This window comes from Vibrio sp. SCSIO 43140, from assembly GCF_023716585.1.
Taxonomy (GTDB): Bacteria; Pseudomonadota; Gammaproteobacteria; order Enterobacterales; family Vibrionaceae; genus Vibrio; species Vibrio maritimus_B.
In genome coordinates this window covers 1,785,364-1,810,032 of record NZ_CP071850.1, presented here as the reverse complement: position 1 = coordinate 1,810,032, position 24,669 = coordinate 1,785,364, and the positions used below count along the sequence as shown (strand labels likewise).

At 45.1% G+C, this 24,669-nt stretch carries 25 protein-coding genes; 11 read left to right on the top strand and 14 right to left on the bottom strand.

The genetic code is table 11. From position 1 onward, the window contains the following. Positions 1–78: 78 nt before the first annotated feature. Positions 79–942: a LysR family transcriptional regulator gene (locus J4N45_RS08390; RefSeq protein WP_252014508.1), complete on the bottom strand. Its 864-nt coding sequence runs from the start codon at positions 940–942 to the stop codon at positions 79–81. A 115-nt stretch (positions 943–1,057) separates the two neighbouring features. On the opposite strand from J4N45_RS08390, the gene J4N45_RS08385 reads away from it, so the two are divergent. Then, positions 1,058–2,191, top strand: coding sequence for a linear amide C-N hydrolase (locus J4N45_RS08385; protein ID WP_252014507.1), 1,134 nt, complete (start codon positions 1,058–1,060; stop codon positions 2,189–2,191). 48 nt (positions 2,192–2,239) lie between these two features. Here the strand turns inward: J4N45_RS08385 and J4N45_RS08380 are convergent, their stop codons facing one another. The 6 genes from J4N45_RS08380 to J4N45_RS08355 form a co-directional block, all read right to left on the bottom strand. Continuing rightward, positions 2,240–2,506 (bottom strand): DUF2960 domain-containing protein, encoded by a 267-nt coding sequence (locus J4N45_RS08380; protein WP_042501483.1) that lies wholly within the window; start codon positions 2,504–2,506, stop codon positions 2,240–2,242. A 40-nt stretch (positions 2,507–2,546) separates the two neighbouring features. Further along, positions 2,547–4,325 carry a bifunctional molybdopterin-guanine dinucleotide biosynthesis adaptor protein MobB/molybdopterin molybdotransferase MoeA gene (locus J4N45_RS08375; protein WP_503056674.1) on the bottom strand — a complete coding sequence of 593 codons (1,779 nt, stop codon included), beginning with the start codon at positions 4,323–4,325 and terminating at the stop codon, positions 2,547–2,549. 11 nt (positions 4,326–4,336) lie between these two features. Continuing rightward, on the bottom strand, positions 4,337–4,930 hold the full coding sequence (mobA, locus tag J4N45_RS08370) for a molybdenum cofactor guanylyltransferase MobA (RefSeq protein WP_252014505.1): 594 nt from the start codon (positions 4,928–4,930) through the stop codon (positions 4,337–4,339). After that, the gene (locus J4N45_RS08365; RefSeq protein WP_252014504.1) at positions 4,908–5,630 is read right to left on the bottom strand and encodes an energy-coupling factor ABC transporter ATP-binding protein; all 723 of its coding nucleotides are present in this window, start codon (positions 5,628–5,630) and stop codon (positions 4,908–4,910) included. The genes mobA and J4N45_RS08365 overlap by 23 nt, the downstream gene beginning before the upstream one ends. 65 nt (positions 5,631–5,695) lie before the next feature. Next, positions 5,696–6,394, bottom strand: coding sequence for an ABC transporter permease (locus J4N45_RS08360; protein WP_042472944.1), 699 nt, complete (start codon positions 6,392–6,394; stop codon positions 5,696–5,698). Then, the gene (locus J4N45_RS08355) at positions 6,394–7,221 is read right to left on the bottom strand and encodes an ABC transporter substrate-binding protein (protein WP_252014503.1); all 828 of its coding nucleotides are present in this window, start codon (positions 7,219–7,221) and stop codon (positions 6,394–6,396) included. Before J4N45_RS08355 ends, J4N45_RS08360 begins: the two co-directional genes overlap by 1 nt. 239 nt (positions 7,222–7,460) lie before the next feature. Between J4N45_RS08355 and J4N45_RS08350 the strand changes: the two genes are divergently transcribed. The 3 genes from J4N45_RS08350 to J4N45_RS08340 all read left to right on the top strand — a co-directional run bounded on the left by J4N45_RS08350 (position 7,461) and on the right by J4N45_RS08340 (position 11,289). Beyond that, entirely contained in the window at positions 7,461–8,915 is a 1,455-nt protein-coding gene (locus J4N45_RS08350; protein ID WP_252014502.1) for a sigma-54-dependent transcriptional regulator, read from the top strand. Next, positions 8,908–10,935: a sensor histidine kinase gene (locus J4N45_RS08345; RefSeq protein ID WP_252014501.1), complete on the top strand. Its 2,028-nt coding sequence runs from the start codon at positions 8,908–8,910 to the stop codon at positions 10,933–10,935. Before J4N45_RS08350 ends, J4N45_RS08345 begins: the two co-directional genes overlap by 8 nt. 126 nt (positions 10,936–11,061) lie before the next feature. Further along, on the top strand, positions 11,062–11,289 hold the full coding sequence (locus tag J4N45_RS08340) for a DUF1059 domain-containing protein (protein ID WP_042472951.1): 228 nt from the start codon (positions 11,062–11,064) through the stop codon (positions 11,287–11,289). Between the two features lie 27 nt (positions 11,290–11,316). Here J4N45_RS08340 and J4N45_RS08335 read toward each other — a convergent pair whose 3' ends face one another. Then, a complete protein-coding gene (locus J4N45_RS08335) occupies positions 11,317–11,673 on the bottom strand; it encodes a thiamine-phosphate diphosphorylase (RefSeq protein WP_234495995.1) in 357 nt (118 codons plus the stop codon). 458 nt (positions 11,674–12,131) lie between these two features. On the opposite strand from J4N45_RS08335, the gene J4N45_RS08330 reads away from it, so the two are divergent. Further along, positions 12,132–12,578, top strand: coding sequence for a YHS domain-containing (seleno)protein (locus J4N45_RS08330; protein ID WP_128648496.1), 447 nt, complete (start codon positions 12,132–12,134; stop codon positions 12,576–12,578). Positions 12,579–12,598: 20 nt separating this feature from the next. Here J4N45_RS08330 and J4N45_RS08325 read toward each other — a convergent pair whose 3' ends face one another. The 3 genes from J4N45_RS08325 to J4N45_RS08315 form a co-directional block, all read right to left on the bottom strand. Continuing rightward, complete coding sequence (locus tag J4N45_RS08325; protein WP_252014499.1) at positions 12,599–13,477, bottom strand: mechanosensitive ion channel family protein; 879 nt, start codon at positions 13,475–13,477, stop codon at positions 12,599–12,601. Positions 13,478–13,486: 9 nt separating this feature from the next. After that, the gene (locus tag J4N45_RS08320; protein WP_503056666.1) at positions 13,487–15,829 is read right to left on the bottom strand and encodes an ATP-binding protein; all 2,343 of its coding nucleotides are present in this window, start codon (positions 15,827–15,829) and stop codon (positions 13,487–13,489) included. 202 nt (positions 15,830–16,031) lie between these two features. Beyond that, positions 16,032–16,781 (bottom strand): oligogalacturonate-specific porin KdgM family protein, encoded by a 750-nt coding sequence (locus tag J4N45_RS08315; RefSeq protein ID WP_252014495.1) that lies wholly within the window; start codon positions 16,779–16,781, stop codon positions 16,032–16,034. 241 nt (positions 16,782–17,022) lie between these two features. On the opposite strand from J4N45_RS08315, the gene J4N45_RS08310 reads away from it, so the two are divergent. Then, a complete protein-coding gene (locus J4N45_RS08310; protein ID WP_042472957.1) occupies positions 17,023–18,615 on the top strand; it encodes an ABC-F family ATPase in 1,593 nt (530 codons plus the stop codon). 379 nt (positions 18,616–18,994) lie between these two features. Here the strand turns inward: J4N45_RS08310 and J4N45_RS08305 are convergent, their stop codons facing one another. The 3 genes from J4N45_RS08305 to J4N45_RS08295 form a co-directional block, all read right to left on the bottom strand. Continuing rightward, positions 18,995–19,342 (bottom strand): GlpM family protein, encoded by a 348-nt coding sequence (locus J4N45_RS08305; RefSeq protein WP_252014493.1) that lies wholly within the window; start codon positions 19,340–19,342, stop codon positions 18,995–18,997. An 8-nt stretch (positions 19,343–19,350) separates the two neighbouring features. Next, positions 19,351–19,707, bottom strand: a complete 357-nt coding sequence (locus tag J4N45_RS08300; RefSeq protein ID WP_252014491.1) for an acyl-CoA synthetase — start codon at positions 19,705–19,707, stop codon at positions 19,351–19,353. Positions 19,708–19,865: 158 nt separating this feature from the next. Next, on the bottom strand, positions 19,866–20,690 hold the full coding sequence (locus J4N45_RS08295; protein ID WP_112480080.1) for a formate dehydrogenase accessory sulfurtransferase FdhD: 825 nt from the start codon (positions 20,688–20,690) through the stop codon (positions 19,866–19,868). 134 nt (positions 20,691–20,824) lie between these two features. Between J4N45_RS08295 and J4N45_RS08290 the strand changes: the two genes are divergently transcribed. The 5 genes from J4N45_RS08290 to J4N45_RS08270 all read left to right on the top strand — a co-directional run bounded on the left by J4N45_RS08290 (position 20,825) and on the right by J4N45_RS08270 (position 24,662). Beyond that, positions 20,825–21,316, top strand: a complete 492-nt coding sequence (locus J4N45_RS08290) for a DUF3305 domain-containing protein (protein WP_252014489.1) — start codon at positions 20,825–20,827, stop codon at positions 21,314–21,316. Next, positions 21,306–21,836, top strand: coding sequence for a DUF3306 domain-containing protein (locus J4N45_RS08285; protein WP_252014488.1), 531 nt, complete (start codon positions 21,306–21,308; stop codon positions 21,834–21,836). Before J4N45_RS08290 ends, J4N45_RS08285 begins: the two co-directional genes overlap by 11 nt. A gap of 253 nt (positions 21,837–22,089) precedes the next feature. Then, positions 22,090–23,751 carry a 4Fe-4S dicluster domain-containing protein gene (locus J4N45_RS08280; protein WP_252014486.1) on the top strand — a complete coding sequence of 554 codons (1,662 nt, stop codon included), beginning with the start codon at positions 22,090–22,092 and terminating at the stop codon, positions 23,749–23,751. A gap of 12 nt (positions 23,752–23,763) precedes the next feature. After that, complete coding sequence (locus J4N45_RS08275; RefSeq protein WP_252014485.1) at positions 23,764–24,387, top strand: TorD/DmsD family molecular chaperone; 624 nt, start codon at positions 23,764–23,766, stop codon at positions 24,385–24,387. Positions 24,388–24,443: 56 nt separating this feature from the next. Then, entirely contained in the window at positions 24,444–24,662 is a 219-nt protein-coding gene (locus J4N45_RS08270) for a twin-arginine translocation signal domain-containing protein (RefSeq protein ID WP_042472969.1), read from the top strand. Positions 24,663–24,669: the final 7 nt, after the last annotated feature.

Sequence of the window (24,669 nt, the reverse complement as noted above, 5' to 3'; positions counted from 1 at the left end):
TGTTTTAAGCTAAGTTTAGAGAGTTTTATTGCTACTAATGTGAACAATTCATTTCAATCTAATTTTTCGGAGTAGCCATTAATCAATGGCGCTCAATATGAGCTTTTTGTAGTAAGGCTGCTCAAACGCCCAAAGCAAAACGGGTTGCAACTGTATCGTGCTATCGTCTTCGGCAATATCTAGAGATAGCTTGACGATCTCGTTTGGCAATTTCGCTTCTAGGTGGTTCGGCAGAAAAGCCCAGCTTGGCTCCAATAACAAGCCTTCTATCAGTATATCAAGTTCATTAACCAGCACATGGTTGTCGGCAACTAACAGTGGGTACTTCTCTGTAGGTTCTGTCGCGCTTGTGTATACCCGCTGTTTGAGTGCAGATAAAGCTCTGATAGAACAGTTCTGGCTTTTGACAAGTTCAGAGCTGTTGGAAGAAAAAGGAGACACGGCTATTGGTGGCAGTGATTTCCAATAGAGGTCCGGATTAATTATTTGTCCCTTTGCGAGAAAAAGTCCAAATTGACACTGGTCCTGCTTGATTAGATATTCTCCGTGGTCTCGAGACACACGTAATAGACTCAGCGTTATGCCTTTTTGATGACAGACCTTATTAAGGCTAGAGAGCCATGGGGAGGGTATTGACTCATCAAAACAGACCGAGAGCCGTTTAACATCAGACTCGAATAAGCTTGAGGCGTACCTTTCAAAAGCAGACACGTCTGCTGACAATAATTGCGCGCGGCGATAAAGCTGCTCACCTTTATTGGTTAGCTCTAAGCTACGCCCATTTCTCTCAAAAAGGTCGTAACCTAAAGTAATCTCGAGATATTCAACTTGTTCACTAATCGTCTTTCTATCTTTTTTTAAAGACGTGGCAGCCTTGCTGAAGGTTTTATATTTCGCAACGGCATTGAAGGCAGATAGCTGAGATAAGGTAAATTGGCTCAATTCAACCCCTCAAAAAGTACTAGTTTGAGTGGGGGAAAATCCCCCGCTTGTTGGGATGAACTCTAGCACAGAATTATTAATATTGCGGGCATCAACCAACAAGAGGAAATCTATAATGAAACGCAAACTAGTTATTTCTTGTCTTGCCGCTGCAATGACATCCGCTGCTTTACTCCCAATGAGCGCTAGCGCTTGTACACGAATGTTATGGAATACGGACAGTGATTTTGTGATGGTAGGGCGCAATGAGGACTACTTCTCAGCATCGGCCCCAACGCTGGTTAAAACGCCACGTGGGGTTGAACGCAAAGGCTCTGTGAACCAACAAGATAACGTGGCAGAGTGGCAAGTGAAGTACGGTAGTATCGTATCTTTTGCCAACAACCGTTTTGCTATGGACGGCATTAATGAACAAGGACTGACCGCGCGCACTCTTTACTTTGATCAAGGCGAAACCGATGAGCATAAATCAGACAACATTAAGCCTGTTTTAGAAGGTGATCACTGGGTAAGCTATGTATTAGATAATTTCAGCACAGTTTCAGACGCGTTAGAAGGACTAGAAGGTCTGCGTCTAGTATCCGTAAAGGGAGGCTACAGTTATTCTGCAAGCCCAAAACACATGTCAATTGCTGATTCAACAGGCGACTCGGCTATTATTGAAATCCAAGATGGTGAGGTCAAAGTGTTCCACGGCGAGCAATACCGTGTGATGACGAATCCACCCAACATTCAAACTCAAGTAGAGCAGGCGAGCAAAAGAAAGATCGATGCCAATGATGGGACTTTTCCTAATACCTTTAGCGGCTCCGATCGCTATCAGAAAGCACAATATTGGCTAGAGAACTTTCCAAAAGTTAAGTCAACGGATGACATCAATGCCGCTTATGGATTTATGTACTCAGCGTTGGGCACGACTGCCTTTGTACCAGGTACGCCACTTCCCGCTGAAGATGCAGCAGTGGGTAAAGAGATCATGAAGCACACTCAGTCTGAAGATTCGTATGGAGTAGGGACGTACTTCCAGTCCATTTCCGACCTTACTAACAAAGTGTATCGATTTAAATCTCTGTTGGCGCCTTCAGATGTGTATGTGAACCTATCAGATATAGATTGGAAAATGGAAACAAATGTCGAGGTAATCCCAAGAATCGATCGCCATGCACAAGCGGGTTTACAAGGAGACATCAGTGGTGATTTTCAAGCCATTGAGGAAAACGACATCTACGAGCAATCAATCGTTAAATAAAAAAACACCGAGCATTCAAAGTGCTCGGTGTTTCTCTTTTAGACGTTATCACATTGGCTTTTTACCAACGCCAAAATTCTCTTTTGGTTTAAGCGTAATCTTACCAAAACCAAGCTTTTTGAAGTGATTGTCGCGATAGTTGCGAACCGCCTTGGTGTCAGAAATGGCTTCGATTTGTTGTTCCATTTTAAGGAACTCTGTCAGGTCGATACCTTCTGCTTCTGCTACCGCCTCATGGATATTACGGTGCTGTTGATAAGAAAAGGTTAGTGTTTTCTCTTCGTTTTTGTATTCGTAGATGATGGTACGCGCCATGGTGTTACCTATTGTATTTGATGCCTGACAAATCTAAGCGCTAGATTCTGCCTTGAAGCGGGATAATTGTCACGCTTTCACCGGGTTTTACTGTATCGATGTGTGGAGCTATCTCTATCAGACAGTTTGCTTCACTCATCGAACGCAAGATGCCTGAGCCTTGTTTGCCTGTCGTTTTAACCGAAAGTTGCCCGCTCTCTTGGTCCACTTCGTACACCCCACGACTGAACTCAGTTCGCCCCTGGCGAGAACGCAACGATTCTGTCGCAATGGCTTGAACTTTAAGTGGAGCGAATTTTTGTGCACCTTGCATCTTCTTAATTGCAGGCTCAACAAAGTTAATAAATGAAACCATTACGGCAACAGGGTTACCTGGAAGGCCGAAGAACGGAACCCCATTAATATCGCCAAACGCAAGAGGACGACCTGGGCGCATATTGATTCGCCAAAAATCTACGCTGCCGCGCTTTTCTAATACGTTTTTTATAAAGTCCGCGTCACCAACCGACACGCCACCAGAAGTAATCACTAAATCAGCGCTCTCACTGGCTTCGACAATAGCACGCTCCATCACACTCTCGTCATCCTCTAAAATGCCGAGATCAACGATATCGCAGCCTAGCTTTTTAAGCATAGCCATGATGGTGAATCGGTTCGAGTCGTAGATAGAGTTTGCCTGTAACGGTGTACCTGGTGCTTGAACTTCATCTCCAGTAGAAAAAACAGCGACACGAAGCGCTCGTTTAACCGTCACCGAATCCATACCCAAAGAGGCTATCATGCCTAATTCAGGTGCTTGAAGTAAGGTTCCGGAGGTAAACACAGCTTGTCCAACGGCTAAGTCTTCACCAGCTTGTCTCACGTTCTGACCTGTTTTGATCGCTGCATCGCCAAAGCCGACTGAATTACCATCTACCAGTGCTTGTTCTCTCATCACGACCGTGTCTGCGCCAACTGGCATAGGTGCCCCGGTCATGATCTGCACTGCTTGACCTGGCTCTAACGCTTTGTCATATCCGTGTCCTGCCATCACACTTGCTACAACATCGAACTGGGTACGATGGTTGTCAGCGCCAATAATCGCATAGCCATCCATCGCCGAGTTGGTATAAGCCGGTACATTGATTGGTGAACTAATGTCATCGAGCAAGACTCGTCCGTATGCCTCTGTGATTGTCACTGTTTCTGACGCACTAATCGCTTCGACTGCATTTAGGATTTTCTCTTGCCCTTGAACAACGGAAAGAAACGCTGGAGATAACGTATCGCAACATGCGGCAGCATTTGCTCTTGGTGTTTCTTGCTTTTGCACATAACCCAGAATGAAGGTCTTAATCGCATTGAGATCATTGATACTCATGGTTGGAAGTTCAACATCGAGTTCACTGTCTGATGCAATAGCAATAATGTTGTCGTCACTAGGGTGAAGCCAAGGTTTACCCACTTCTTGTCGGTTTAATTCAATCTTTGGAAACGCGATGTTTTTGCATCCTTCCACTAGGATCAAATCGAGCGCCTTATGGTCAAATCGAGATAATAAGTATTCGAAGCCAGCTTCGGAATCTGGTGTTTCCGTCATAAGCGCATGGCGATAGCGTGAAGAGATCAACATTTGGCTCGCGCCCGCTTTGCGAAGGCGGTAACTGTCTTTACCGGGTTTATCCACGTCAAAGTTGTGATGAGCATGTTTGAGTACGCCAATACGTAATCCTGTCTCAGTTAACATGGGCAGCAACGCTTCGAGTAAGGTCGTTTTTCCGGTACCACTGTATGCAGCAAAGCCGAGTAGGGGGACGTTGTTGATGGACTTGATAGTCATAAATAGGCTCTTTACTGTTGATCGTTGGCAATCGCTAATTTAGCGAGTTCTTCTGGCGTATTCAGGTTTACAAAGCATTCTGGATTATCAGAGAAATCGACGTACTCTGTATGACATTCTTTATAGAGCAGAATGATCTTACGATCTCCTCGCTCGAGAAAGGCTTCCAGCTTTGGTAACACCCGCTTATGGAACATAGTAAATACTGGTTGATGGAAGTCTCCATCGTGAGCGACCAGTATGTCACTGTCTTGTTTGGCCGCTTGGCAGAATCTTTCAACCACAGACTCGTCTACGAAAGGGCTATCGCAAGGGACAAATCCGACCCAGTCTGTTTTTGCTGAGGCAAGACCAGCATGGATACCACCAAGTGGACCCGGAAAATCCGGGTAAGTATCACTGATCACAGGGGCATAGTGCCCATATTTATCTTGATTGCGGTTGGCATTGATGGTGATGGATTGAGTTTGTGTAGCCAATCGCTCTAACACATGTTCAATGAGTGGCTTACCATTAAACTCGATAAGACCTTTATCATTGCCACCCATACGAGAGGCTTGTCCTCCAGCAAGAATGACCCAACTAGTCTGAGTTGGATGCAACATAGTTATTCTCTTTATCTTTATGTTCTTTATCGATGATTTGTAGCAATGGTGATTCTATCAAGGTGCAGTCTTTAATCCACCATTGTTTTCGACACAACCGAGTTAACGCGTTGGTTTGGTGGCTTGTAATGACGATACTTGAGCCATGCTTTAGTAAATCTTGAGCCATAAAGACAAGACGCTCGATAGACTCTTGGTCGAGAGAGGCGCTTGGTTCGTCCATTAGTAAAATCGAAGGTTTTAGCACCCATGCTCGCGCCATCGCAACGCGCTGCTTTTCACCACCAGACAGTACAGAGACGTGCTCGTCAGCGAGCGTTTCAAGCCCGACAAGGCGTAAAGCTGAGATCACCTCAGCACGTTTGTCATGAAGATCTAAATTCTTGTGTTTAATGCCGTACACAACATTCTGAAATACTGAACCATCGAACAGATAAGGCGATTGGTGCAAATAAATAACGTCTTTGCGTCCTGGCCCGCGAAACAAGCCAGTAAACAGCGATTGATGGCGAGGCAGTACATCGCCTGATGTCGGCTTGAGCAGTCCGGCAAGTATTTTCAGTAATGTTGTCTTACCAACGCCATTGTCTCCCTTCAGATAAACGGCTTCATTTGGACCAATTGTAAGGCTGGGGATATGAAAAAGGACGCGATCCTTGAATCGCATTGAAACCTGCTTTGCTTGTAGCTGTATTGTCATTGTTGTCCCTTAAGCAGAGTCTTGGATTAATTATAGTGGTTAGTATCAAAAACAGTGGAGCTATATCAGGTTCTCAGTACACCCTTACCGCGCATCGATGAAAGAAGGAAGTTGAGCACGAGTGCTAACACAAGTAGAACGATTCCAAGGGCGACACCTTGAGCAAATGCGCCTTTATGGCTCTCCATTGCGATAGCGGTTGGGATATTTCGAGTTAATCCCATAATGTTACCGCCGACCATCATTGAACAGCCAACCTCTGTCACGATTCTAGAGAAGCCAGCGACGACAGCGGCCATAAGAGGGAAGCGAGACTCCCAAATCAATGTCATTAGAGTTCGAAAACGTGATACACCGAGGGTGACAGACGTTTCCAGTGCACGTCTATCGGTACTTTGAAGTGCGCCATGCATCATTGAAACGAGCACAGGAAAGCAGATCAGTATTTGACCTACAATCATTGCGCGTTGCGTGAACAGCATCTCCCAATTACCAAGTGGTCCCGAGCGAGAAAGCAGCATGTAAAGCAACAAACCAATGACGACCGTCGGAATCGCTTGCATCGTGTTAACCAACGACAGCAAAAACCACTTTCCGGGAAAGTTCGTGTAGGCGAGAAGATATGAGACGATGATTGCGGGCAGCACAACCAGTGAGACAGCAGATATCGAAACGCTGAAGGAAACCGCCACAATGCGCCACAGATCTTTGTCTAAGCTAAATAGGAGGCCTAGGGCCTCCATTGTCGTTTCGGTGATACTCATTAACTGTTGTTTTTCTCTGCATCCGCAACAAACAACTGCTCACCCATTTTACGGTAGCTGTTAATCATCGATTGACCTTTCTCCGATACAAGCCAGTCACTCAGGGCACGGGCGCCTTTAGTATTAAGAGTAGGGTAACGCTGTGGATTCACCACGATAACTTGGTATGGGTTGAACAGCTGCTTGTCACCCTCAAATAACACTTTGAGGTCAAGCTTCGCTTGGTAAGCGAGCCAAGTACCACGGTCAGTCATCGTGTAACCTTGCATCTCTGATGCCATATTCAGTGTCGGCCCCATACCTTGACCTACTGAGCGGTAGCCACCGAAATCAGGCTCAATCTTGGTTTGCTTCCAGATCTGCAGCTCTTTCTTGTGTGTTCCCGAGTCATCTCCGCGCGAAATGAAGATAGCGTTTGCCTTTGCAATATGATCAAAAACTTGTTCGATGCTTTTTTGATCGTGGATGTGAGCAGGATCTTTGTCTGGGCCAACAATCACAAAATCGTTGTACATCACACTGCGTGGTTCGATGCCGTAGCCTGCTTCAACGAAGCTAGCTTCGGCTTTAGGCGCGTGCGTCATTACTACGTCCACATCGCCATTTTCGCCCATTTTTAGCGATTTACCGGTACCCGCTGCGATGATATCAACTTGATAACCAGTTTCTTGGGTAAATTCTGGGAGAAGGTAATCGAGTAAGCCTGAATGGTACGTGCTAGTAGTCGTTGCAAGTCTGACGCGCGGTTGCTCCGTGCTGTCTGCATAAGCCGAAACAGATAGCGTAGCTAGGGATACCGCCGTCACCATTAATCGAGGGAATGTCATAGTAATTTCCATTTTTGTTTTTATCGTAAAACCATGTGCTCTTTGCGAGCTCTATCCTTAAGCAAAGACAATGCCATAATTTCCTTAGGAAAAAAGAGGCAAAGTGCGACATTTTGCTAAAAAATTCAGAGAGTAAACTACAATTAATTTGAGCTGGGACAAAATGTCGCAATATTACCCATGATGTTTCGCCACAGATTGGTACACTCTGTCTCAAATAGGAACAATAACAATTATTTATGACTTTCTTCCAAACATCAGATATCCCAAATCAACAGTCTTCTCCCTATCTTGCGTTTTCTGTGCTTGTCGTCGATGACGAAGTCGGAATGCAAACCGTCCTGAAAAAAGCGCTTAGCAAAGGCTTCGGTCATGTTGAAACCGCAAGCAGTGTCGAGCAGGCGGAAGAGATGCGTCTAGCTAACCATTACGATCTGATTATTCTCGATATCAACCTTCCTGGTCGCTCAGGTATCGAATGGGAGGAGGCGTTTAATGATCAAGAGCGAAAAGCCGACATTATCTTCATGACTGGCTATGCAGACCTAGAAGTCGCAATCAGTGCGTTAAAACTGGGAGCATCAGACTTTATCCTTAAGCCATTTAACCTTGAGCAAATGCTACAAGCAGTTAAGCGTTGTATGGATAAACGCCTCGCTGAACGAATGAATCTCGCGCTAAGTCACGATATCAGCCGCAGGGTTAGTAAAGATCTCATCGGCAACTCTGAAAAAACAAAGCAGTTAAAACAACTCATTGCTCAGTTCGCACCGTCACGAGCGTCTGTTCTTATCGAAGGCGAGTCGGGTACAGGTAAGGAGCTGGTGGCTAGAGGTATTCATGCGGCGAGCAAAAGGCAGGGACCTTTTGTCGCAGTGAACTGCGGAGCACTAGCTCCAGAACTGTTAGAGAGTGAGTTGTTTGGCCATTCCGCAGGCGCTTTTACTGGAGCTAAGAAAAACCGAGAGGGGCTGTTCAGAGTGGCGAGCGGCGGAACACTGTTTTTAGATGAGATAGGCGAAATGCCGCTGGCGATGCAAGCGTCACTACTTCGCGTTCTTGAGCAACGTACAGTTCGTCCCGTAGGTACTGAAAAAGAGATCAGTATCGATGTAAGAGTCGTTGCCGCCACGAATCGAAATTTACGAGACCAAGTAAACAAAGGAGAGTTTCGAGAGGATTTGTTCTATAGGCTGAACGTACTAAAAATTGATGTGCCCGCACTACGAGAGCGATTGGCGGATCTTTCTGACCTAGTCCCGTTTTTCACGCGTTATCTTGCTAAAGAACTCGGTGTACCAGAGCCTAAATGGGCGCATGAAGATATGCACATGATGCAAGACTATGACTGGCCAGGCAACGTTCGTGAGCTTAAGAACATGCTGGAGCGCTGTATCTTGCTCAATAAACCACCAGCACACCATTTCGTTGAGATGAAAGGTGGTGCAGTCAATACAGCGATAACTATGTCGGTCAATGATCTTACTATCATGCCTAGTACCACAACGCCGATTGAAGCAGAGTTTGGCTATCCAAATTCCTGGTCGTTAAAAGATGTAGAAAAATCTCATATTCAACAGGTGGTTGACTATCACTCAGGTAACAAGTCTGCTGCATCACGAGACCTTGGTGTCGCCCGTAAAACGCTAGAACGCAAGTACAAAGAGTGGGACGAGAACGGGTCTGATGAATAAGGAAAATCGTTTTATTAGCAAATGGCGATATCGAATGTCATCGATGGTTCGCTATCGTCTGCTGTTTCTCACGTCCGCGCCAATTGTACTTACGTTAATTGCCTTGTTTGGCATTACGGCCTATTGGTCAATACATTACACGTGGCAGAGCGCGCTAGTAGATGTGTCTGAACGCCTAAATATCGTCGAAGATAAGATCCATCGCCTACAGGAGCGGCAGTACGAACATCTGGAAGCATTCTCTTCGTCTTATGAATTCCGAACACGCCTTGATCATCTTCAGACCCATGACGAGTTTGACACTTGGATAAGCTCACAGAGAGCGAGATACGGCTTAGACTTTCTACGTTGGAACCCAAAATCTCAAATAGCGGATATGAGTCGTTATCAAGAAATGGCGGGCGCTCGAAGCTTTTTTGATGTCTTAACCAGTTCAGAAGCGACCGACATCGAACCTACGCTTACTGATCACTCAGAAGTATGGCATCAAGACAGACAAATTGTAGAGACTCGCTCATTAGTCAGCCGTTCAGTCATCCCGGTTTTCGATCGAGAAAGTAATCTACTTGGTTATCTCGACGGTGGTGTATTGATGAACAATAACCTTCAACTCGTCGATGAAATCAAAAGCACGATTTACCCTAGCGGCACCCACCAACGTAATGTGTCGGGAACCGTCACTCTGTTTTTGGATGATTTACGTATCGCCACTAATGTACCTATGGATGACTCCTACGAAGGTCGACGTGCTATCGGAACGGTAGTTTCAGACGAAGTGAAGCAGGCGGTTCTCGTTAGGGGAGAAAGCTGGATAGACAAGGCCTTTGTCTATGATTCCTGGTATATCGCTGGCTACAATCCTATCGTCGACCTTCATGGCAAGATGGTGGGTATTACTTATACCGGTTACTTAATTTGGCCACTTATCAAAACCTATATCACTAACCTCGGTGAAGTAACAGCTATCATACTGACACTGTTACTTATCTCCGGACTAATCGTTTACCGTGGTGCTCGAGATCTGTTTCGCCCAGTTGAGCAGATTCACCGCGTAGTAAAAATGGTGCAACTGGGTAAAGACGAAGAGCGTATAGGTGGACTTGGGCTGAATGCCAATCATGAACTGAGTCAGCTGGCCACTCAGTTCGATAACATGCTAAACCAACTTCAATACAGGAATGAGCAAATTCAAGAGGCTGCGCATGAGCTTGAGGCTAAGGTTCATTCTCGAACGGCAAGTCTAAAGGAGAAAACCGAGCAGCTTGAGTTACATATTCAGCTCTTAAACCAAACTCGCGATAAACTCGTCACCAATGAAAAGCTCGCTGCTCTCGGTGAGTTAACAGCCGGTATTGCTCATGAGATCAACAACCCAACAGCAGTAATACTCGGAAACGTCGAACTGATCAAATTTGAGCTCGGCTCAGATATGACGCGTGTAGAGGAAGAAGTCGATACCATACTTGCTCAAATCGATCGTATTCGAAACATCACACGAAGCCTACTGCAATACAGTCGCCAGGGTGGAGTACAAGATGAGATAACGTGGCAGCATGTTAATCCGATTGTGGACGAGAGCGTCACCTTAGTTAGAACAGGTTCTAAGAAACGTGATATTGAATTTATCGTCGACTTACATGCTAAAACACCGGTCGAGGTTAATCGCCATCAGCTATTACAGATCCTCGTGAACCTGCAAATGAATGCCATTCATGCAATGGGCGGTAAGGGCAGGTTAACCGTACTGACCGAAGATTGGATTGAGGGCAAAGAGAGCATCGGTGCTCTGGTGCATGTTATCGATGAAGGGTGTGGTATCTCTGAACTCAATCTGAAACGTATCTTTGACCCGTTTTTTACGACAAAGCGTGATGGAACCGGACTCGGTCTATCAGTCTCACAGAGTATTCTCAGCCAAACTGGTGGCGAGATTAAGGTTCAATCTACGGTAGGTAAAGGGAGCCAATTTACGTTGTATCTTCCTAATAAAGCTGATCATCATTTACTCGTAAGTGCATAAAAACGTTAAGAAGAGTTTGTCCCAAACTTACATCTAATGAAGTAAGGCTGTCATTTCACATAACAAACGCTTCGTGTTGACTAAGATTAAGTTAGATTAATTTGGTCATTAAATGAGGGAAGCAGGATGAAATCAATGACATGTAAACAGCTCGGAGGGGCTTGTGACTTTGAATTTCAGGCAGATACGTTCGAAGAGATTGCTGAGCTCAGTAAACAACACGGTATGGAGATGTACCAACAGCAAGAGCCTGCTCATCTCGATGCTATGGCGAAGATGCAAGAGTTGATGAAAGATCCTGCTGCAATGCAGGTTTGGTACAACAATAAAAAGCGCGAATTTGACGAAAGTTAAACTCGCGCTACTCATCACAGGTAGGCATCACGCCATGCAGATGTAGATAGTACCTAGGACCATGACAGAAATAAGACCGTACCAAATCTTTTGGGAGCGAGTATCGGCGACATTCACGCGGATGTAGTTCATCTCCTCGTTAGCCATCACCTCAAAGTCGGCAAAACTTAGTGTAAATTCTTTACTTGCTGCAGAGATGTCTTTTTGCAGTTTATTGAAGGTCGCTTCTACGAACTGCTTAGCTTCTCCAAGTGGCGCGCTTGCGAGAGATATCGCATCCCAGATTGCCATTCTTGATTCAAATTCACGGTCAGTTACGCGGTTGAGCATTAGCAAATCATGCTCACGTTTCAAACGTTCTTTGCCCAATTTATTGGAATTCATATCAGAGAACTTATTCAAGTTTACTACTCCAGAGTTTTCATAGTCACGCCGCCTCAGGGGAATGAGAGCGGCGTTATGTGCCGAGAATAGTAGGTAGGGCTCGAACGCCCTTCAACTTGATGTTTTTGTTTGAACGACAAATTTTTTTGGTTAGTAAAACCAATAATAGTGTGCCGTGGATTACTGTTGCGATCTTTCTAGGCTTGGGTAGCCGCCTAATTGAGTACACTTGGTAATCAGCATGTTGCCCTCGTAATTGCCATCCACCCAACAAGGAACGGTGGGTGTTCCCCCCGTATTTCCTCCGGCAAAAGCGAGGCTACTTACGCCGAGCGCTAAAATACATAACAATTTCATAGGAACCTCCAAAAATAGACTATGTATTTAAAAGGACTGAAAGATTCTACTTAGATGTCCTGTCTACTATTGCTGTTACGTATCCAAAACAAGGAGAGACCATGAAACTATTTAGATTAGCGCTACCAGTATTTTTATGGCTCGCATTGACGGCAACTGCACATGCAGTAGAGCCTGTCTACAGTGATTTCTTTGGAAAGGCGATTCGAGGCTACGATCCCGTCGCTTATTTTACAGAGGGAAAACCAGTAAAAGGCGATAGCGACTATACCTATAGCTGGAACGATGCTGAGTGGTACTTTTCATCGCAAGAAAATCTCTCTTTGTTTACCGCAAACCCAGAAAAGTACGCTCCCCAGTATGGAGGATACTGTGCATGGGCCGTGAGCAAGGGCTATACCGCGAAAATCGATCCCAATGCATGGTACATACATAACGACAAACTGTACCTTAATTATAGTCGTTCTGTTCAAAGTACATGGCAGCAGGACATTCCCGGCAACATAGCAAGCGCCGACAAAAACTGGCCGCAACTATTAAATAACTGATTACGACAAAGACATTACTCTTAACTTGAGTGCACAGCGATTTGCGGTGGATTAATACCGTGTTTCTTGAACTCACTCATAACACGAAGGGTAATGTCAGTCTCAAACAGTTTTTCATAAGCGGTGTCCACCACATATGCTTTACACGTTAATTGAATCGCCAAGTAGTTATCGGTGATTGTTTGCTTAACCAAAACGGTAACGGGTTTCGGTAGGTGAATATAACGGCTCGATGACGCTGCTTCTTGTATAAGATTACGAGCTAAAACAATATCTTCGTTCATTCCTACATAGAAAGGGATAACGACCTGCATATCGAGAGCCCCATAGTTACCACTAACCGTTACCTCGTTTAGAAACTTGTTATTAGGAATGGTGATAATGTCATCGTTTAGGGTGCGCATACGAACTGAGCGTAAACCTATGGTCAGTATGTCACCATAGTTACCTTCAAACGTGACTCGGTCCCCCACCTGAAACGGCCTATCGATCATGACTGTAAGGCCAGCGATAAACGAAGCAGCGAGATCCTTCATCGCGAAACCGACAGAGACGGCGAGGGTACCGCCAATTAAAGCAAGAATATGGTCGTTGATTCGAAAGCTGAGCATGAATACAACGATACCAGCCGTCATATAGATGAAGAACTGCAAGAATGACTGAAGCTTTTGAAGCAGCATTCGATACTGAACAAACTGACCGCCAATACTCTCGACCATCGAGTTCATAAATTTTATGAGCAGCCAAGTACCCATAATGATAAATATACTGAGTAGCACACCGGACCAACGAATCAGTGTTGCAAACTGAGTGATGCTATCGACGTTGGCAATCTCCTCGCTCGCCAATGAACAGAGAGGGAACAACAAAAGCAGAGTGAAAGCGAAAAACTTTGTCATTTCGGCTCCTTACTTAACGAGTAAATGTTGGCGATCTAGAACGTTGGTGATGTGCCTAAACCAGTGGTCCGAAATACGAGCTTTATCCTCGTTCCAATCAATGTAGCCGCGACTTTGGAAGTATCTTAGTGTGCCGATCACTTCGGAGATGGTTAACTGAGTGCAATCAGACACATCCTCTGGAGAGGCTGACTCAAGCTGAACGATGGAACGAAGTATGGCGAGCATGGGTTTAGGCATCTTGTCTAGCTCTTCAGACTCTGGCGCATGGAACAACCTTACAACGACATTGTCTGTCTCTTTGTTACGCTTGAGAGAGAATCGAAAGAATCGTAGCGCAACCGTTGGGTTACCATCTGAATAATGCCAAAGGATTCGATAAAAGCCTTGCTTGGCACGGTCTTCTTCCGATTCACTGTCATTATCCCACTGCTTAGGTACGGTGAGCCCTTCAAAGCTGACAGTGTAGTTTTCATCCTGATTAATTCTGCTATCCAGCAGCCCCGCGATTTGCTCTTCACTCCATCGAGGGAGAAATGCGACCCAATCGAATAGCAGACGTTCTCCTCGCGCTCTGTCTACAAAGCGCCAACTGGCTTTTTCGATAGAGAATACTGCACGATGGCTTTGTTTCGATCGGCGCAATAGGTTGGTAAAGCGAATAAGGTCATTCAGTCCGCCTACTTTAGGTTTCACCAACCTCTGACAGTTATCGATGGCAATTAAATAGTGGGTGTCACTTTTTCTGAGGTGGTTAAGAATTTTGACCTCACTTGTTTCTTCCTCGAGACCTAAGCTGACAGCGAGGTGGACAAGGAGTTCTTGATAACCCGCATTTGGACAGTTTATATAAATAGGCTCAGCGTTTTTCGCTTTGTGAAGTATCTGAGTGAGCAATCTTGTTGCACCAACGCCACGCTCGCCAGTGACGACACAAATCGCGGGGCTGTTGGTAAGTAGATATTTTGAAAGCTGCTGCATTTCATCTTTTGCGTATGGAATCAATGGGCTTGAATCATCACCTGGCTGAACATAATCAAACGCGGAATCGCCTTTTACTCTCACGAGGTTGCTATCGGCATTACTACCAGTTTGTTTGGCAACCTCAATTTTAAACAAGTAGGTAAGAGCCTGATTAAAGAAGGTGTAATGGGATAGAAGCCCAATAAGGCGATTCTTAAGATGATGGAATGCGATCCACATTGTTGCGATCGCGGTCGCGACAAGACCAACAATAAACACACCTTTTTTGGTCGAAGCCCAATGGATGAGCATAGGCTTGTCTGAGATCTTATCGAGCGATTCAAACACCACCTTTTTCCACATAATAATCACGCTGAGCGTAATGAGCACAAACCAAAGGGAGAATAAGGTGGTTATCCAGTAGTAAATGGTGCCTTTTCCTAGGCTTTGAGAGGCGATTTGCAGCACTAACCCAACAACAATAAAACTCCAGACGTAACGACGTACCGTAGAGAGTCTTAGGGCCGCTACCGTTTTGTTGGTCGCTAAACTGTTACGTTGGACGAACTCGAGAATGAAAGAGATGGCAATCGAACCGCCCAGTATCCACCACGTAAAGAGCTCGATGTAATAGAGCTGAGAAAGGGCGTCTATGCTGCTCAATACCCGTAAGGAGACGGTTATTGCAACCAACCACGCAATAGCCTTGCTCGCGCGACCTATATACCAAATTAATCGAACCCAAATAGGTGGTTTCGTCATTGCAGAGGCGACGTGCGCTTTGAACTGTTCAAACAGTCGTTTCTCGTTCGCTAACCACCACATTAGAATTGAGTAGATAAAGAAGACTTGAACACCAACCCAGATAACGGGAACAGGGGAGATAAAGATCTCCTTGATTAAGGTTTTTAAGCTTCTTAGCTGGAAGAACACAAAGTATTCAGCGTTAAGCCGTGTTATTTCGAATTCTTGTTTAAATTGGGTAACGCCGTCGGGGCCAAATCCGGTCAATTGCTCGAAGGTTTTATCAGATGCAAGTTCCAACAGCGTCTGTTTACTGAGGCTTAGGCTGTTCAACGTCAAGTATTGAGTTTGAACATCAAACCAATGCTGTTCATCTGCCTCATCACGATAGACCGCCAATGCTTCGTTAAAGGCTATGATTTCTCGGTCTTGCTGATCCAAGGTATAAGCGAGCAACCGACGAACCTTGTTGGAATCTGATGGTGTCATAAACAGCTTGGATGGAAGTCGACTAATCTCTGACTCTAGAGATAGCGCATCTTCAGATGGAGTTGGCAGGTCGTCATCCTGATAGTCCCAACGAGCGGATGCCGGGAAACTAAGAATGAGAGTTACCACCACTAACCAGAAAGTGTGTCTAATCATTGTTGTCATACTGTCCGTAACTGGTTGAGTCTATTTGATTTCTTATTTAGTGTAGTTGCACTCTTGACACCCTGCCGCCATCAAACGAAAAAAGCCCACTTTGGCAAACCAAAATGGGCTAGGGCGTCATAGTATACGGAGCTATGAACAGGGCGTTAATGGGCTTGGCAAGCCATTAACTATTTTCAACTATTGGAGTAGCTTAAAAACTGTAAACAAAACCAACTTTAACTTCGTTTTCTGGATTAAGTTTAACGCTGTTAATCTTATACTCTGGCTTATATGTGTATTGAGCGTAAGGCGCGACAGCACCAAAGTCTGTCAGTGTCGCTTTAAATTCAAATTCATTAGGCGTGTAGTCTATTATGCCTACAGAGCCCAGACCACTTAAAACGACTTCTTCGTTGGTCGATTTATGAACCCAATTGACACTCAAGTCAACCGCGTCCATTGCATACCCAAACTTAAGATCTGTGCGATGTACTTTTACATTGTGATCACCTGACTCTTTGCGATTACCAGCAATGTCATCAAACTTGGCACTAACATTTGTCGTTTCATAGCGATAACGACCTGCTAAATAGAGTCCACTCTCGAATTCATAACCCGTTTCCAGTCCAAGTTTATAAGTAGGGTTGATCGTCGTGTTAAAACTGAAATCTTTTGGCTGGTGAATGGATACTGTTTCTCCATGATCAAACTTAACTTCTGCTTGTGGTTTTACATACCAGCCATCTGTGATAGAAACAGCCCAAGCACCAGAAAGGGTTGTCTCTTTAGACTTGCTTAAGCCTTTTTTACGCACGTGTTCTAGGCTTGTCGAAATTCCATTTTCAAAAGCGTAGCCAACTTTCGCACTAGTGTCGCCGTTTGATTTCTGGCTCAGATCGGTATAAACACCTGCGTGTGCTCCAAACGTTGCTACTATTGCCAATGCTACTAACTTTTTCATTGTTTACTCTACTCCAATAGTTATAAATGATTCGTCAACAACCTAAGGTTGGTTAGCAGTTAAGGCCGCCTTTGTTGACGGTGCGGATTATTCAATTGGGTGCGAAATACGGTCAATTTCAACGGAAGTAGAAATCAATCGAAACTAAAGAGAATTGCTTTTAGAAAGTGGTTCTTGCTTGCATCTCAGACCAAGAGACTGTAGGGTTGCGCAGTTTTGTTAATTCACAAAGGTAACGCTCGTGCTATCGACCGCAAATATCACTCAACAGTTTGGTGCTAAACCACTGTTTGAAAACATCTCTATTAAGTTTGGCGAAGGCAACCGTTATGGCCTTATTGGCGCAAACGGCTGTGGTAAATCGACATTCATGAAGATTTTGAGCGGTGAGTTAGAACCTACGAGCGGTAACGTTTCTTACGATCCGAACGAGCGCGTTGCAAAACTGAACCAGGACCAGTTCGCTTATGAAGAGTTTACGGTAGTAGACACTGTTATCATGGGCCACAAAGAGCTATGGGCTATCAAGCAAGAGCGTGACCGTATTTACTCACTGCCAGAAATGAGTGAAGAAGATGGCATGAAAGTAGCGGATCTTGAAGTTCAGTTCGCAGAACTTGATGGTTACATGGCGGAAGCGAAAGCAGGTGAACTACTCCTTGCGGTAGGTATCCCAGAAGAGCAGCACTTTGGCTTGATGAGTGAAGTCGCTCCAGGTTGGAAGCTGCGTGTGCTATTGGCTCAGGTTCTTTTCGCTGACCCGCACATCATGCTACTCGACGAACCAACCAACAACTTGGACATGGACACCATTCGTTGGCTAGAAGAAACGTTGAACCAGCGTAACTGCACCATGATTATTATCTCGCACGACCGTCACTTCCTAAACTCAGTGTGTACCCACATGGCTGACTTAGATTACGGTGAGCTTCGTTTATTCCCTGGTAACTATGATGAGTACATGGTTGCGGCAACTCAGGCACGCGAACGTCTACTAGCAGACAACGCGAAGAAGAAAGCTCAAATTGCTGAGCTAAACACCTTCGTAGCGCGATTCTCTGCAAACGCATCTAAAGCGAAGCAAGCAACATCTCGTGCTAAGCAAATCGATAAGATTCAGCTAGAAGAAGTGAAGCCTTCAAGCCGTCAAAACCCATTTATCCGTTTTGACCAAGAAAAAGAACTCTTCCGTAACGCGCTTAACGTAGAAAACCTAAGCCAAGGTTTCGAAGATGATTTGTTCTCAGGCTTTAACGCAATTTTCGAAGTCGGTGAGCGTGTTGCGATCATCGGTGAAAACGGTGTGGGTAAAACAACACTGCTTAATACGCTTGCAGGCGTTCTAGAGCCTCGTACTGGTGAATACAAGTGGTCTGAAAATAGTAACATTGGCTACTATGCGCAGGATCATGCTCATGACTTCGAAGAAGACATGAACCTTATGGACTGGATGGGTCAATGGCGCCAAGAAGGCGATGACGAGCAAGTTATCCGTAGCTTCCTAGGTCGCATGCTATTTGGTCAGGACGATATTAAGAAGTCAGTAAAAGTACTATCTGGTGGTGAGCAAGGTCGTATGCTGCTAGGTAAGATCATGATGCACAAGCCAAACATGCTATTGATGGACGAACCGACGAACCACATGGACATGGAATCTATCGAGTCATTGAACAGCGCGCTAGAACAGTACAAAGGTACATTGTTCTTCGTATCTCATGACCGTGTATTTGTAGATTCTCTTGCAACTCGAATTCTAGAGATCAAAGACGGCAAGATTAATGACTTCCGTGGTACATACGCTGAGTTCTTGAGATCGAAAGGGATTGATGGATAATCGGTTAGATACCTGAATGAAGCCTCGCGAAAGCGGGGCTTTTTTGTATGTGAGAGAAAACTAGTGTTTAAAAGTGGTCGATGCGACGTTAGGAGCTAGCCTGCAGTTCTCCCCATTTATAACGGGGCACGCAGCTGGGGGAGTTAGAGGGCGTAAATGCGGTGAAATCGCAATATGTGCAGAGTCGAAACATACCTCGTTTTTTCTAAGTCAATCTTGTTGTTTTGAGCTTTCTTTGAGTCCAACGCATTCACCCCTCCCAGCCTCCCCTTGGTAAGGGGAAGAGCATTAATGTAAGCGATGCGACGTTAGGAGCTAGCCTGTAATTCTCCCCCTTGCTAAGGGGGAGCTAGAGGGGGTAAGCTCTTGATCTTTAGAATTAAACCACAACCACATTCCGCACCCAAACCATCAACAACAAATACGCAAACATCACCCACACCAACACTGCCGACAGTAGTGTACCCATTACAGACAAATGATAACTAAAATAATAAACAGCTATCAAATAAGCGGCATAAGGCATTAACGAATACAGCCCAAACAGTGCGGTCATTCGAAGCGCCTCCATGTTTCGATCAGTTGCCACAATATAGTGTGCAATCAGCGCAAAGCTCGGGAACAGTGGAACAAGACCGGCGATAAAAAAGTTCTTACTCTTGGATAGAATCGCAATCAACATCACGGCTGCTGCGCCAATCAAACACTTCAGAAAAAGAGTGACCATCTCAACCGCTACGCCAAGTTGAACAGCAGTTCGTCGTCAGTCATATATTTATGTTTGCTACCCAGATTGCGAACATGCATAAACATAAAACTCGGAAACGCAGGGGCTAAAAGGTTGTTTGGTTCCCACATCTCACCACCGATAAACACATAACGACCTTGTTTTTCATCATCGTGATAAGGATTGTTGATCTCAGTCGAGAGCTCAGCACGGACGCCTTCAATTACGCAAACAATCTGACCTTTGGCGACTCCAACAACACGTGTAACAAGGTTTGCTTTCATTCCACATTTCCAGGCTTGACGTGTTGCCCATTCAAACCCGAGTTTCCGAACGCCTTTGTGCACATTAACGATAAGATTCATGGTGACTCTGCAGTGGTTAGGTATTAACCGAGAGAGTAGTTGGTAATACAGAGTGACACGAGCAATCAATAACGATGAATTCTTACTTGGTGAAAAAACAATGAAAAAAGCCTCCCATTAATAGAGAGGCTTAAGAACTCGTTCAGAGGTGGCAAAGGCTAGCTGTTACCTTTGACATCGAAATCGACTTTCTCACCGCCAGTAAACACTTGAAAACGTAGCCCCTTGGCTCGCGCAATAGTAGTGATACCAAACTGTTTCGCTAAGTCTAAGCCCATTTGAGTCACCCCAGAGCGTGATAAAAGTACTGGGATACCCATCTGGGCAACTTTGATAACCATTTCTGACGTTAATCGTCCGGTGGTGTAGAAGATCTTGTCGTCACCTGTTTCCTCGTTGATCCACATTTCACCTGCGAGCGTGTCGACCGCATTGTGGCGACCGACATCTTCCACGAACGATAATACCTCATCGCCTTTACAGATAGCGCAACCATGGACTGCACCGGCTTTTTTGTAGGTATCGTTATAGTGAGTTAATGCCTCAAGTGTTGCATAAATCTGAGATTGTTTAAGTGGCGTTTGTGGGACCTGATAGCCTTCTAACTGCTTCATCACATTGCCATACATGGTGCCTTGGCCGCAGCCAGATGTGACAGTTTTCTTTTTTAAAGCTTCCTCTAAGAAGTCAGTGTTTTCTTTAGTGATAACCGCAGCAGAATGGGTCTCCCAATCGATAATTAGTGACTCGATGGCAGCAGGGTCTGAGAGAAACCCTTGGTTTTTTAGATAGCCCAAGACTAATGAGTCGGGTCTGGAGCCTAATGTCATCAGAGTAACGATTTCTTTCCAGTTGAGCATCACCGTTAAAGGTCGCTCGCAAGCAATTTGTTTAGTTAGTTTTTCACCGTACTCGTCATAGACGTCAACTTCGATAGTTTGAAGGGGATTTTCGCTTGTTCTAATAATGTTGGGTTTAACCACGCGTATATCCTTTTGGTCGGGCAGTAGCACTGGGCTATTGGCTTGATAATTGCTTAGTTTTCACTAATGCTTAAACGATTATTACCAATAAAGTTTTGGCACGCAAATAACTTACGCTAATTTAGGGATATGAAATGCAGTCAGAAACTCCTGAATCCATTCCTACTCAAACTTCTAATTTTGATGCCCTCCAAGTTGAGAAAAACGAACATCAATGGCCAATTCAAATCGACTTGTCTATTGTCGACAAGCAGGTAGGGCGCTGGACGAGCACTCAGCGCGAGCTTGAAGGCTTTGAATTAGAAGTGACTGATCAGAGCAAACCCCATGCCATCTTAGAGCTTTATAGAGATGAGCGTACCGACTATAGATTCAACCTAAGTTCGCAAAACCCTATGCTGTTCGTTGTGTTAGATAACCACGACGAGCTCAGCTTAAAACCAATAATGGTGACAGCGTCACAGGCTGTTGCTGGTTCTTTTATGGATGGAGATTACCTCGTGCTCTCAAAGCCTATTCCGCTGCCTATTCAAGCATGGATGGAGGCTTTTATAGGTAGACATGGTGAACTTCTTGAAGTAAGGCGTAAGAAACGTAAAGGGGCGGGACGATCGAGTGGCAAATAATTTTTTATCTCGCTGGTCACAGCGAAAATTAGAGGAGCAATCTCTAGAAAAAACGGAGCAGGAAAGTGCTTCGCTAGAGAAAGTGCAGGAAGAAGAACACTCCCTCGACGAAAGCGTTGCTGAACTAGAAGGTGAGCAAGAGGACACGGCTTCTGAATCAGAACCAGAGGTAGAGGGTGAAGAACTTTCTATATCTCAGCTGCTTGCAAATACAGAAGTCGATAAGGCGGTAAAAAAAGCAGCACTACGAAAGCTTTTTATGCAACCCGAGTTTAATGTTGTCGATGGTCTAAATGATTACGACCACGACTACTCAGCCGTCAAGCCACTTGCTACAGAGGTAGCGGAAACACTCAGAGGTTGGGTCAAGGACGTCGAAGAACATCTTGAAGAATCCGAGGGTTCTGACGATTCGGCTCTAGCAGCTTCGATTCCAGACGAAACTCAGGTTGAAGAAGAGCAAACAGAAAGAAATGAAACGCTCAGTGGCGATGAAGAGTCTGACTCAAAATTATCGTAATAGATTGATATAGGGACAAAATTTACCACATAGAAAGTAGGTACATTTTGTCCCAAGTTCTTTTCTCAACCAATGAGACAAAATGTCTCACGAGACAAATAGCCCCAATTAACTGAGGGTAATTTGTAATAACTATCTAATAGTTAAACTTTTTTTCCAGTATTTATAGTTGGAACAATTATTGCAAAACATGTGTAAATGGTTCAAACGAAACCAAAACGGAGCGCGAAGACTCCAACACTGGAAATAGGCGATGATAAAACAACTATTACAACAAGCGACATCTGAAAATGGACGTGCACGCTCATACGCGTTTGAAAATACCGTTGAGTTATCCAATTTAATACCGCCAACTGTAAGCTACGAAAGTCATGGCGACACCCTAATAGTCGGCCCTACTGCGATTATCACCAGTACAGCCGAGCAATTGACTTGCATGCATTCCCTCACTTTGCTGTCTACCGATGGCGAGCCTTCTGAGCATGACAACCTTTATTACGCAGATAGCATTGAGATTACTGGTTTCTTGGGGACGTTCAGTGTCCACATTAATAATAAGAATACTCACAGCAATTTAGCTGAAGTCTCAGTGGGCAGGGACTGTTTCGATATTGTTCTCGACCATTCTCTAAATGGTTGTATGTCGGAGGAAGTACCCGTCCCTGGTTATTATCCTGTTGGTCGTGGCTATCCTACGCTAGCCGATGCACTAGAAGAAATACCCGGTCTAATGGGCACCTTCGATAAACCTAAGTTCTTTCGTTTAGACACCGACATGTGTGCTCACAGTTCGCGCGGTGTTAAAGGGTGCGAACGCTGTGTAGATGCATGCCCTGCTGGTGCATTGAGTAGCCAAGGTAATGACAAAATCGGACACAAAATAGAGATAAATCCGTACCTTTGTCAGGGTGTAGGCACTTGTGCAACTGCATGTCCGACAGAGGCCATTCACTATGCATTGCCGACACCACAAGAAACGCAAAAGTTTATTGAGCGTACGCTTGCCAATTATCATCAACAAGGTGGCGAAAATGCCATCATTTTAATCTGTAGCTCTCGTCACGAGAGTTACAACGCCATGGCACTTAATGCCCTCCCAGAAAACGTCATTCCTGTCGTGGTTGAAGAGCTGCCTTCAGTGGGTATCGATACTTGGTTCACGGCTTTAGTCAACGGTGCGACCCAAGTTTTGTTTGCTGCCAGCCGTCATATGCCTGAGACCATCCAAACGGTTCTCAATAGTGAAGTCGGTATGGCACAACAGCTTTTAGAGAATCTCGGTCTGGCGCGTGAAACGATAGATATTTTGTACCTAGAGTCGCTTCGTGAAGGCTTACCAACGTTAGTTGAAAAAGACCTTGAACTTCGTATTGGCGATGTAGAGGGAAGCAAGCGCGAGCGCCTTTTCCATTCATTAGACGTGTTGTCTGCTAAGCAGGGCGTCACTGACACTATCCAGCCACTACCAACGACGGCGCCATACGGCACGGTTACTTGTGATACTGACAAATGCACATTGTGTATGGGTTGTGTTGCAGTGTGTCCAACAAAAGCACTTTACAACAAAGGTGACAGACCAGCGCTAGATTTTGTTGAGCAAGACTGTGTGCAATGTGGCATGTGTGAAAAAGCGTGCCCCGAGTCTGCACTGTCTCTCACACAACAAATCAACTGGGACAAAGAATCTCGAACTCAAGTCATTGCACTTCATGAAGAGAAAGCTGCGGAGTGTCTAAGCTGTGGCAAGCCTTTCGCACCCCAATCTATGATCACTATGCTGCAAGATAAGTTACGCGGTCACTCACATTTTGACAACGAAGCGGCACTGCGTCGTATTGCGATGTGTGAAGACTGCCGTGTCGTCGATATGTTTGAAAACATGGCAGAAAACCCAGAACAGCAACTCAAGTATTAGGAACGTATGTCAATGGAAAACGAGAACAACGAACTACGAAGTGACATCTACCTGCTTATTTCGACTCTGTGCCGAGGAGCCCCTGAACGAGAGCTCCTCGATTTTCTATCTTCTCTCGAAATCGAGTCCGGCATTAATCAAATGACAAGTGCATGGCAGGATCTTGCTGCAGCTGCAAACGTTGCTGAGGTCAGCGCCCTAGAAGACGAGTACCAAGATTTGTTTATAGGTATTGGCAAAGGGGAAGTGATTCCGTTTGCATCTTGGCACTTAACAGGATCACTGATGGATAAACCGCTCGCTGAACTTCGACATGACCTAGGCCACTTGGGTCTAGAGCGCGAGGAGTCTGTGAAAGAACCTGAAGATCATATTTCCGCAATGTGTGAAGTTCTCGCGCACTTAATAGATCAGCAAAAGGAGAGCGAAGCGAAAGCTTTCTTTAATCAGCACCTCTCTCCTTGGTACTCAGATTTGTGTCGTCAGATTGAAACCGCACCAAGTGCGCAGTTTTATCCTTCTGTCGCGGCACTAATGCAAGCATTTTTCGATGTGGAGCAGGTGAGCTATGCGCAAAACCCAGGCTCTACGCAGACGAAAATGAAAATAGACGTAAAAAACATAACCACTAAGTAATGTCAGCTAACTAGAGATGCCACCAAAAGGATAGGTATCCACTCAGGGAGCAAACTATGAGTAAACAAACCAAACGTGACGATAAAAGTGAATTTAACGAGAATCGTCGAAACCTACTAAAGGGCTTGACCACCGCAGCTGTTGCCGGAGCGGTTATTTCAGGTACCGCGCATGCTGCTACTAACACCGAGTTAGTTGATGTGAAACCCGATGATGAGAAGAAAACAGGTTATCGCGAAACCCAGCATGTTAAAGACTATTACGACACACTCTAGGAGCAAA

Excerpts from the sequence above, each read along its gene's own strand:
- J4N45_RS08330 (WP_128648496.1), top strand. The coding sequence starts at position 12,132 with ATGAAACTATTTAGATTAGCGCTACCAGTATTTTTATGGCTCGCATTG.
- J4N45_RS08320 (WP_503056666.1), bottom strand. The coding sequence starts at position 15,829 with ATGATTAGACACACTTTCTGGTTAGTGGTGGTAACTCTCATTCTTAGT.
- J4N45_RS08355 (WP_252014503.1), bottom strand. The coding sequence starts at position 7,221 with ATGACATTCCCTCGATTAATGGTGACGGCGGTATCCCTAGCTACGCTA.
- J4N45_RS08335 (WP_234495995.1), bottom strand. The coding sequence starts at position 11,673 with ATGAATTCCAATAAATTGGGCAAAGAACGTTTGAAACGTGAGCATGAT.
- J4N45_RS08385 (WP_252014507.1), top strand. The coding sequence starts at position 1,058 with ATGAAACGCAAACTAGTTATTTCTTGTCTTGCCGCTGCAATGACATCC.
- J4N45_RS08325 (WP_252014499.1), bottom strand. The coding sequence starts at position 13,477 with ATGACAAAGTTTTTCGCTTTCACTCTGCTTTTGTTGTTCCCTCTCTGT.
- J4N45_RS08280 (WP_252014486.1), top strand. The coding sequence starts at position 22,090 with ATGATAAAACAACTATTACAACAAGCGACATCTGAAAATGGACGTGCA.
- J4N45_RS08305 (WP_252014493.1), bottom strand. The coding sequence starts at position 19,342 with ATGGTCACTCTTTTTCTGAAGTGTTTGATTGGCGCAGCAGCCGTGATG.
- J4N45_RS08365 (WP_252014504.1), bottom strand. The coding sequence starts at position 5,630 with ATGACAATACAGCTACAAGCAAAGCAGGTTTCAATGCGATTCAAGGAT.
- J4N45_RS08380 (WP_042501483.1), bottom strand. The coding sequence starts at position 2,506 with ATGGCGCGTACCATCATCTACGAATACAAAAACGAAGAGAAAACACTA.
- J4N45_RS08275 (WP_252014485.1), top strand. The coding sequence starts at position 23,764 with ATGGAAAACGAGAACAACGAACTACGAAGTGACATCTACCTGCTTATT.
- J4N45_RS08300 (WP_252014491.1), bottom strand. The coding sequence starts at position 19,707 with ATGAATCTTATCGTTAATGTGCACAAAGGCGTTCGGAAACTCGGGTTT.
- J4N45_RS08270 (WP_042472969.1), top strand. The coding sequence starts at position 24,444 with ATGAGTAAACAAACCAAACGTGACGATAAAAGTGAATTTAACGAGAAT.
- mobA (WP_252014505.1), bottom strand. The coding sequence starts at position 4,930 with ATGTTGCATCCAACTCAGACTAGTTGGGTCATTCTTGCTGGAGGACAA.
- J4N45_RS08315 (WP_252014495.1), bottom strand. The coding sequence starts at position 16,781 with ATGAAAAAGTTAGTAGCATTGGCAATAGTAGCAACGTTTGGAGCACAC.
- J4N45_RS08345 (WP_252014501.1), top strand. The coding sequence starts at position 8,908 with ATGAATAAGGAAAATCGTTTTATTAGCAAATGGCGATATCGAATGTCA.
- J4N45_RS08340 (WP_042472951.1), top strand. The coding sequence starts at position 11,062 with ATGAAATCAATGACATGTAAACAGCTCGGAGGGGCTTGTGACTTTGAA.
- J4N45_RS08290 (WP_252014489.1), top strand. The coding sequence starts at position 20,825 with ATGCAGTCAGAAACTCCTGAATCCATTCCTACTCAAACTTCTAATTTT.
- J4N45_RS08350 (WP_252014502.1), top strand. The coding sequence starts at position 7,461 with ATGACTTTCTTCCAAACATCAGATATCCCAAATCAACAGTCTTCTCCC.
- J4N45_RS08375 (WP_503056674.1), bottom strand. The coding sequence starts at position 4,325 with ATGACTATCAAGTCCATCAACAACGTCCCCCTACTCGGCTTTGCTGCA.
- J4N45_RS08360 (WP_042472944.1), bottom strand. The coding sequence starts at position 6,394 with ATGAGTATCACCGAAACGACAATGGAGGCCCTAGGCCTCCTATTTAGC.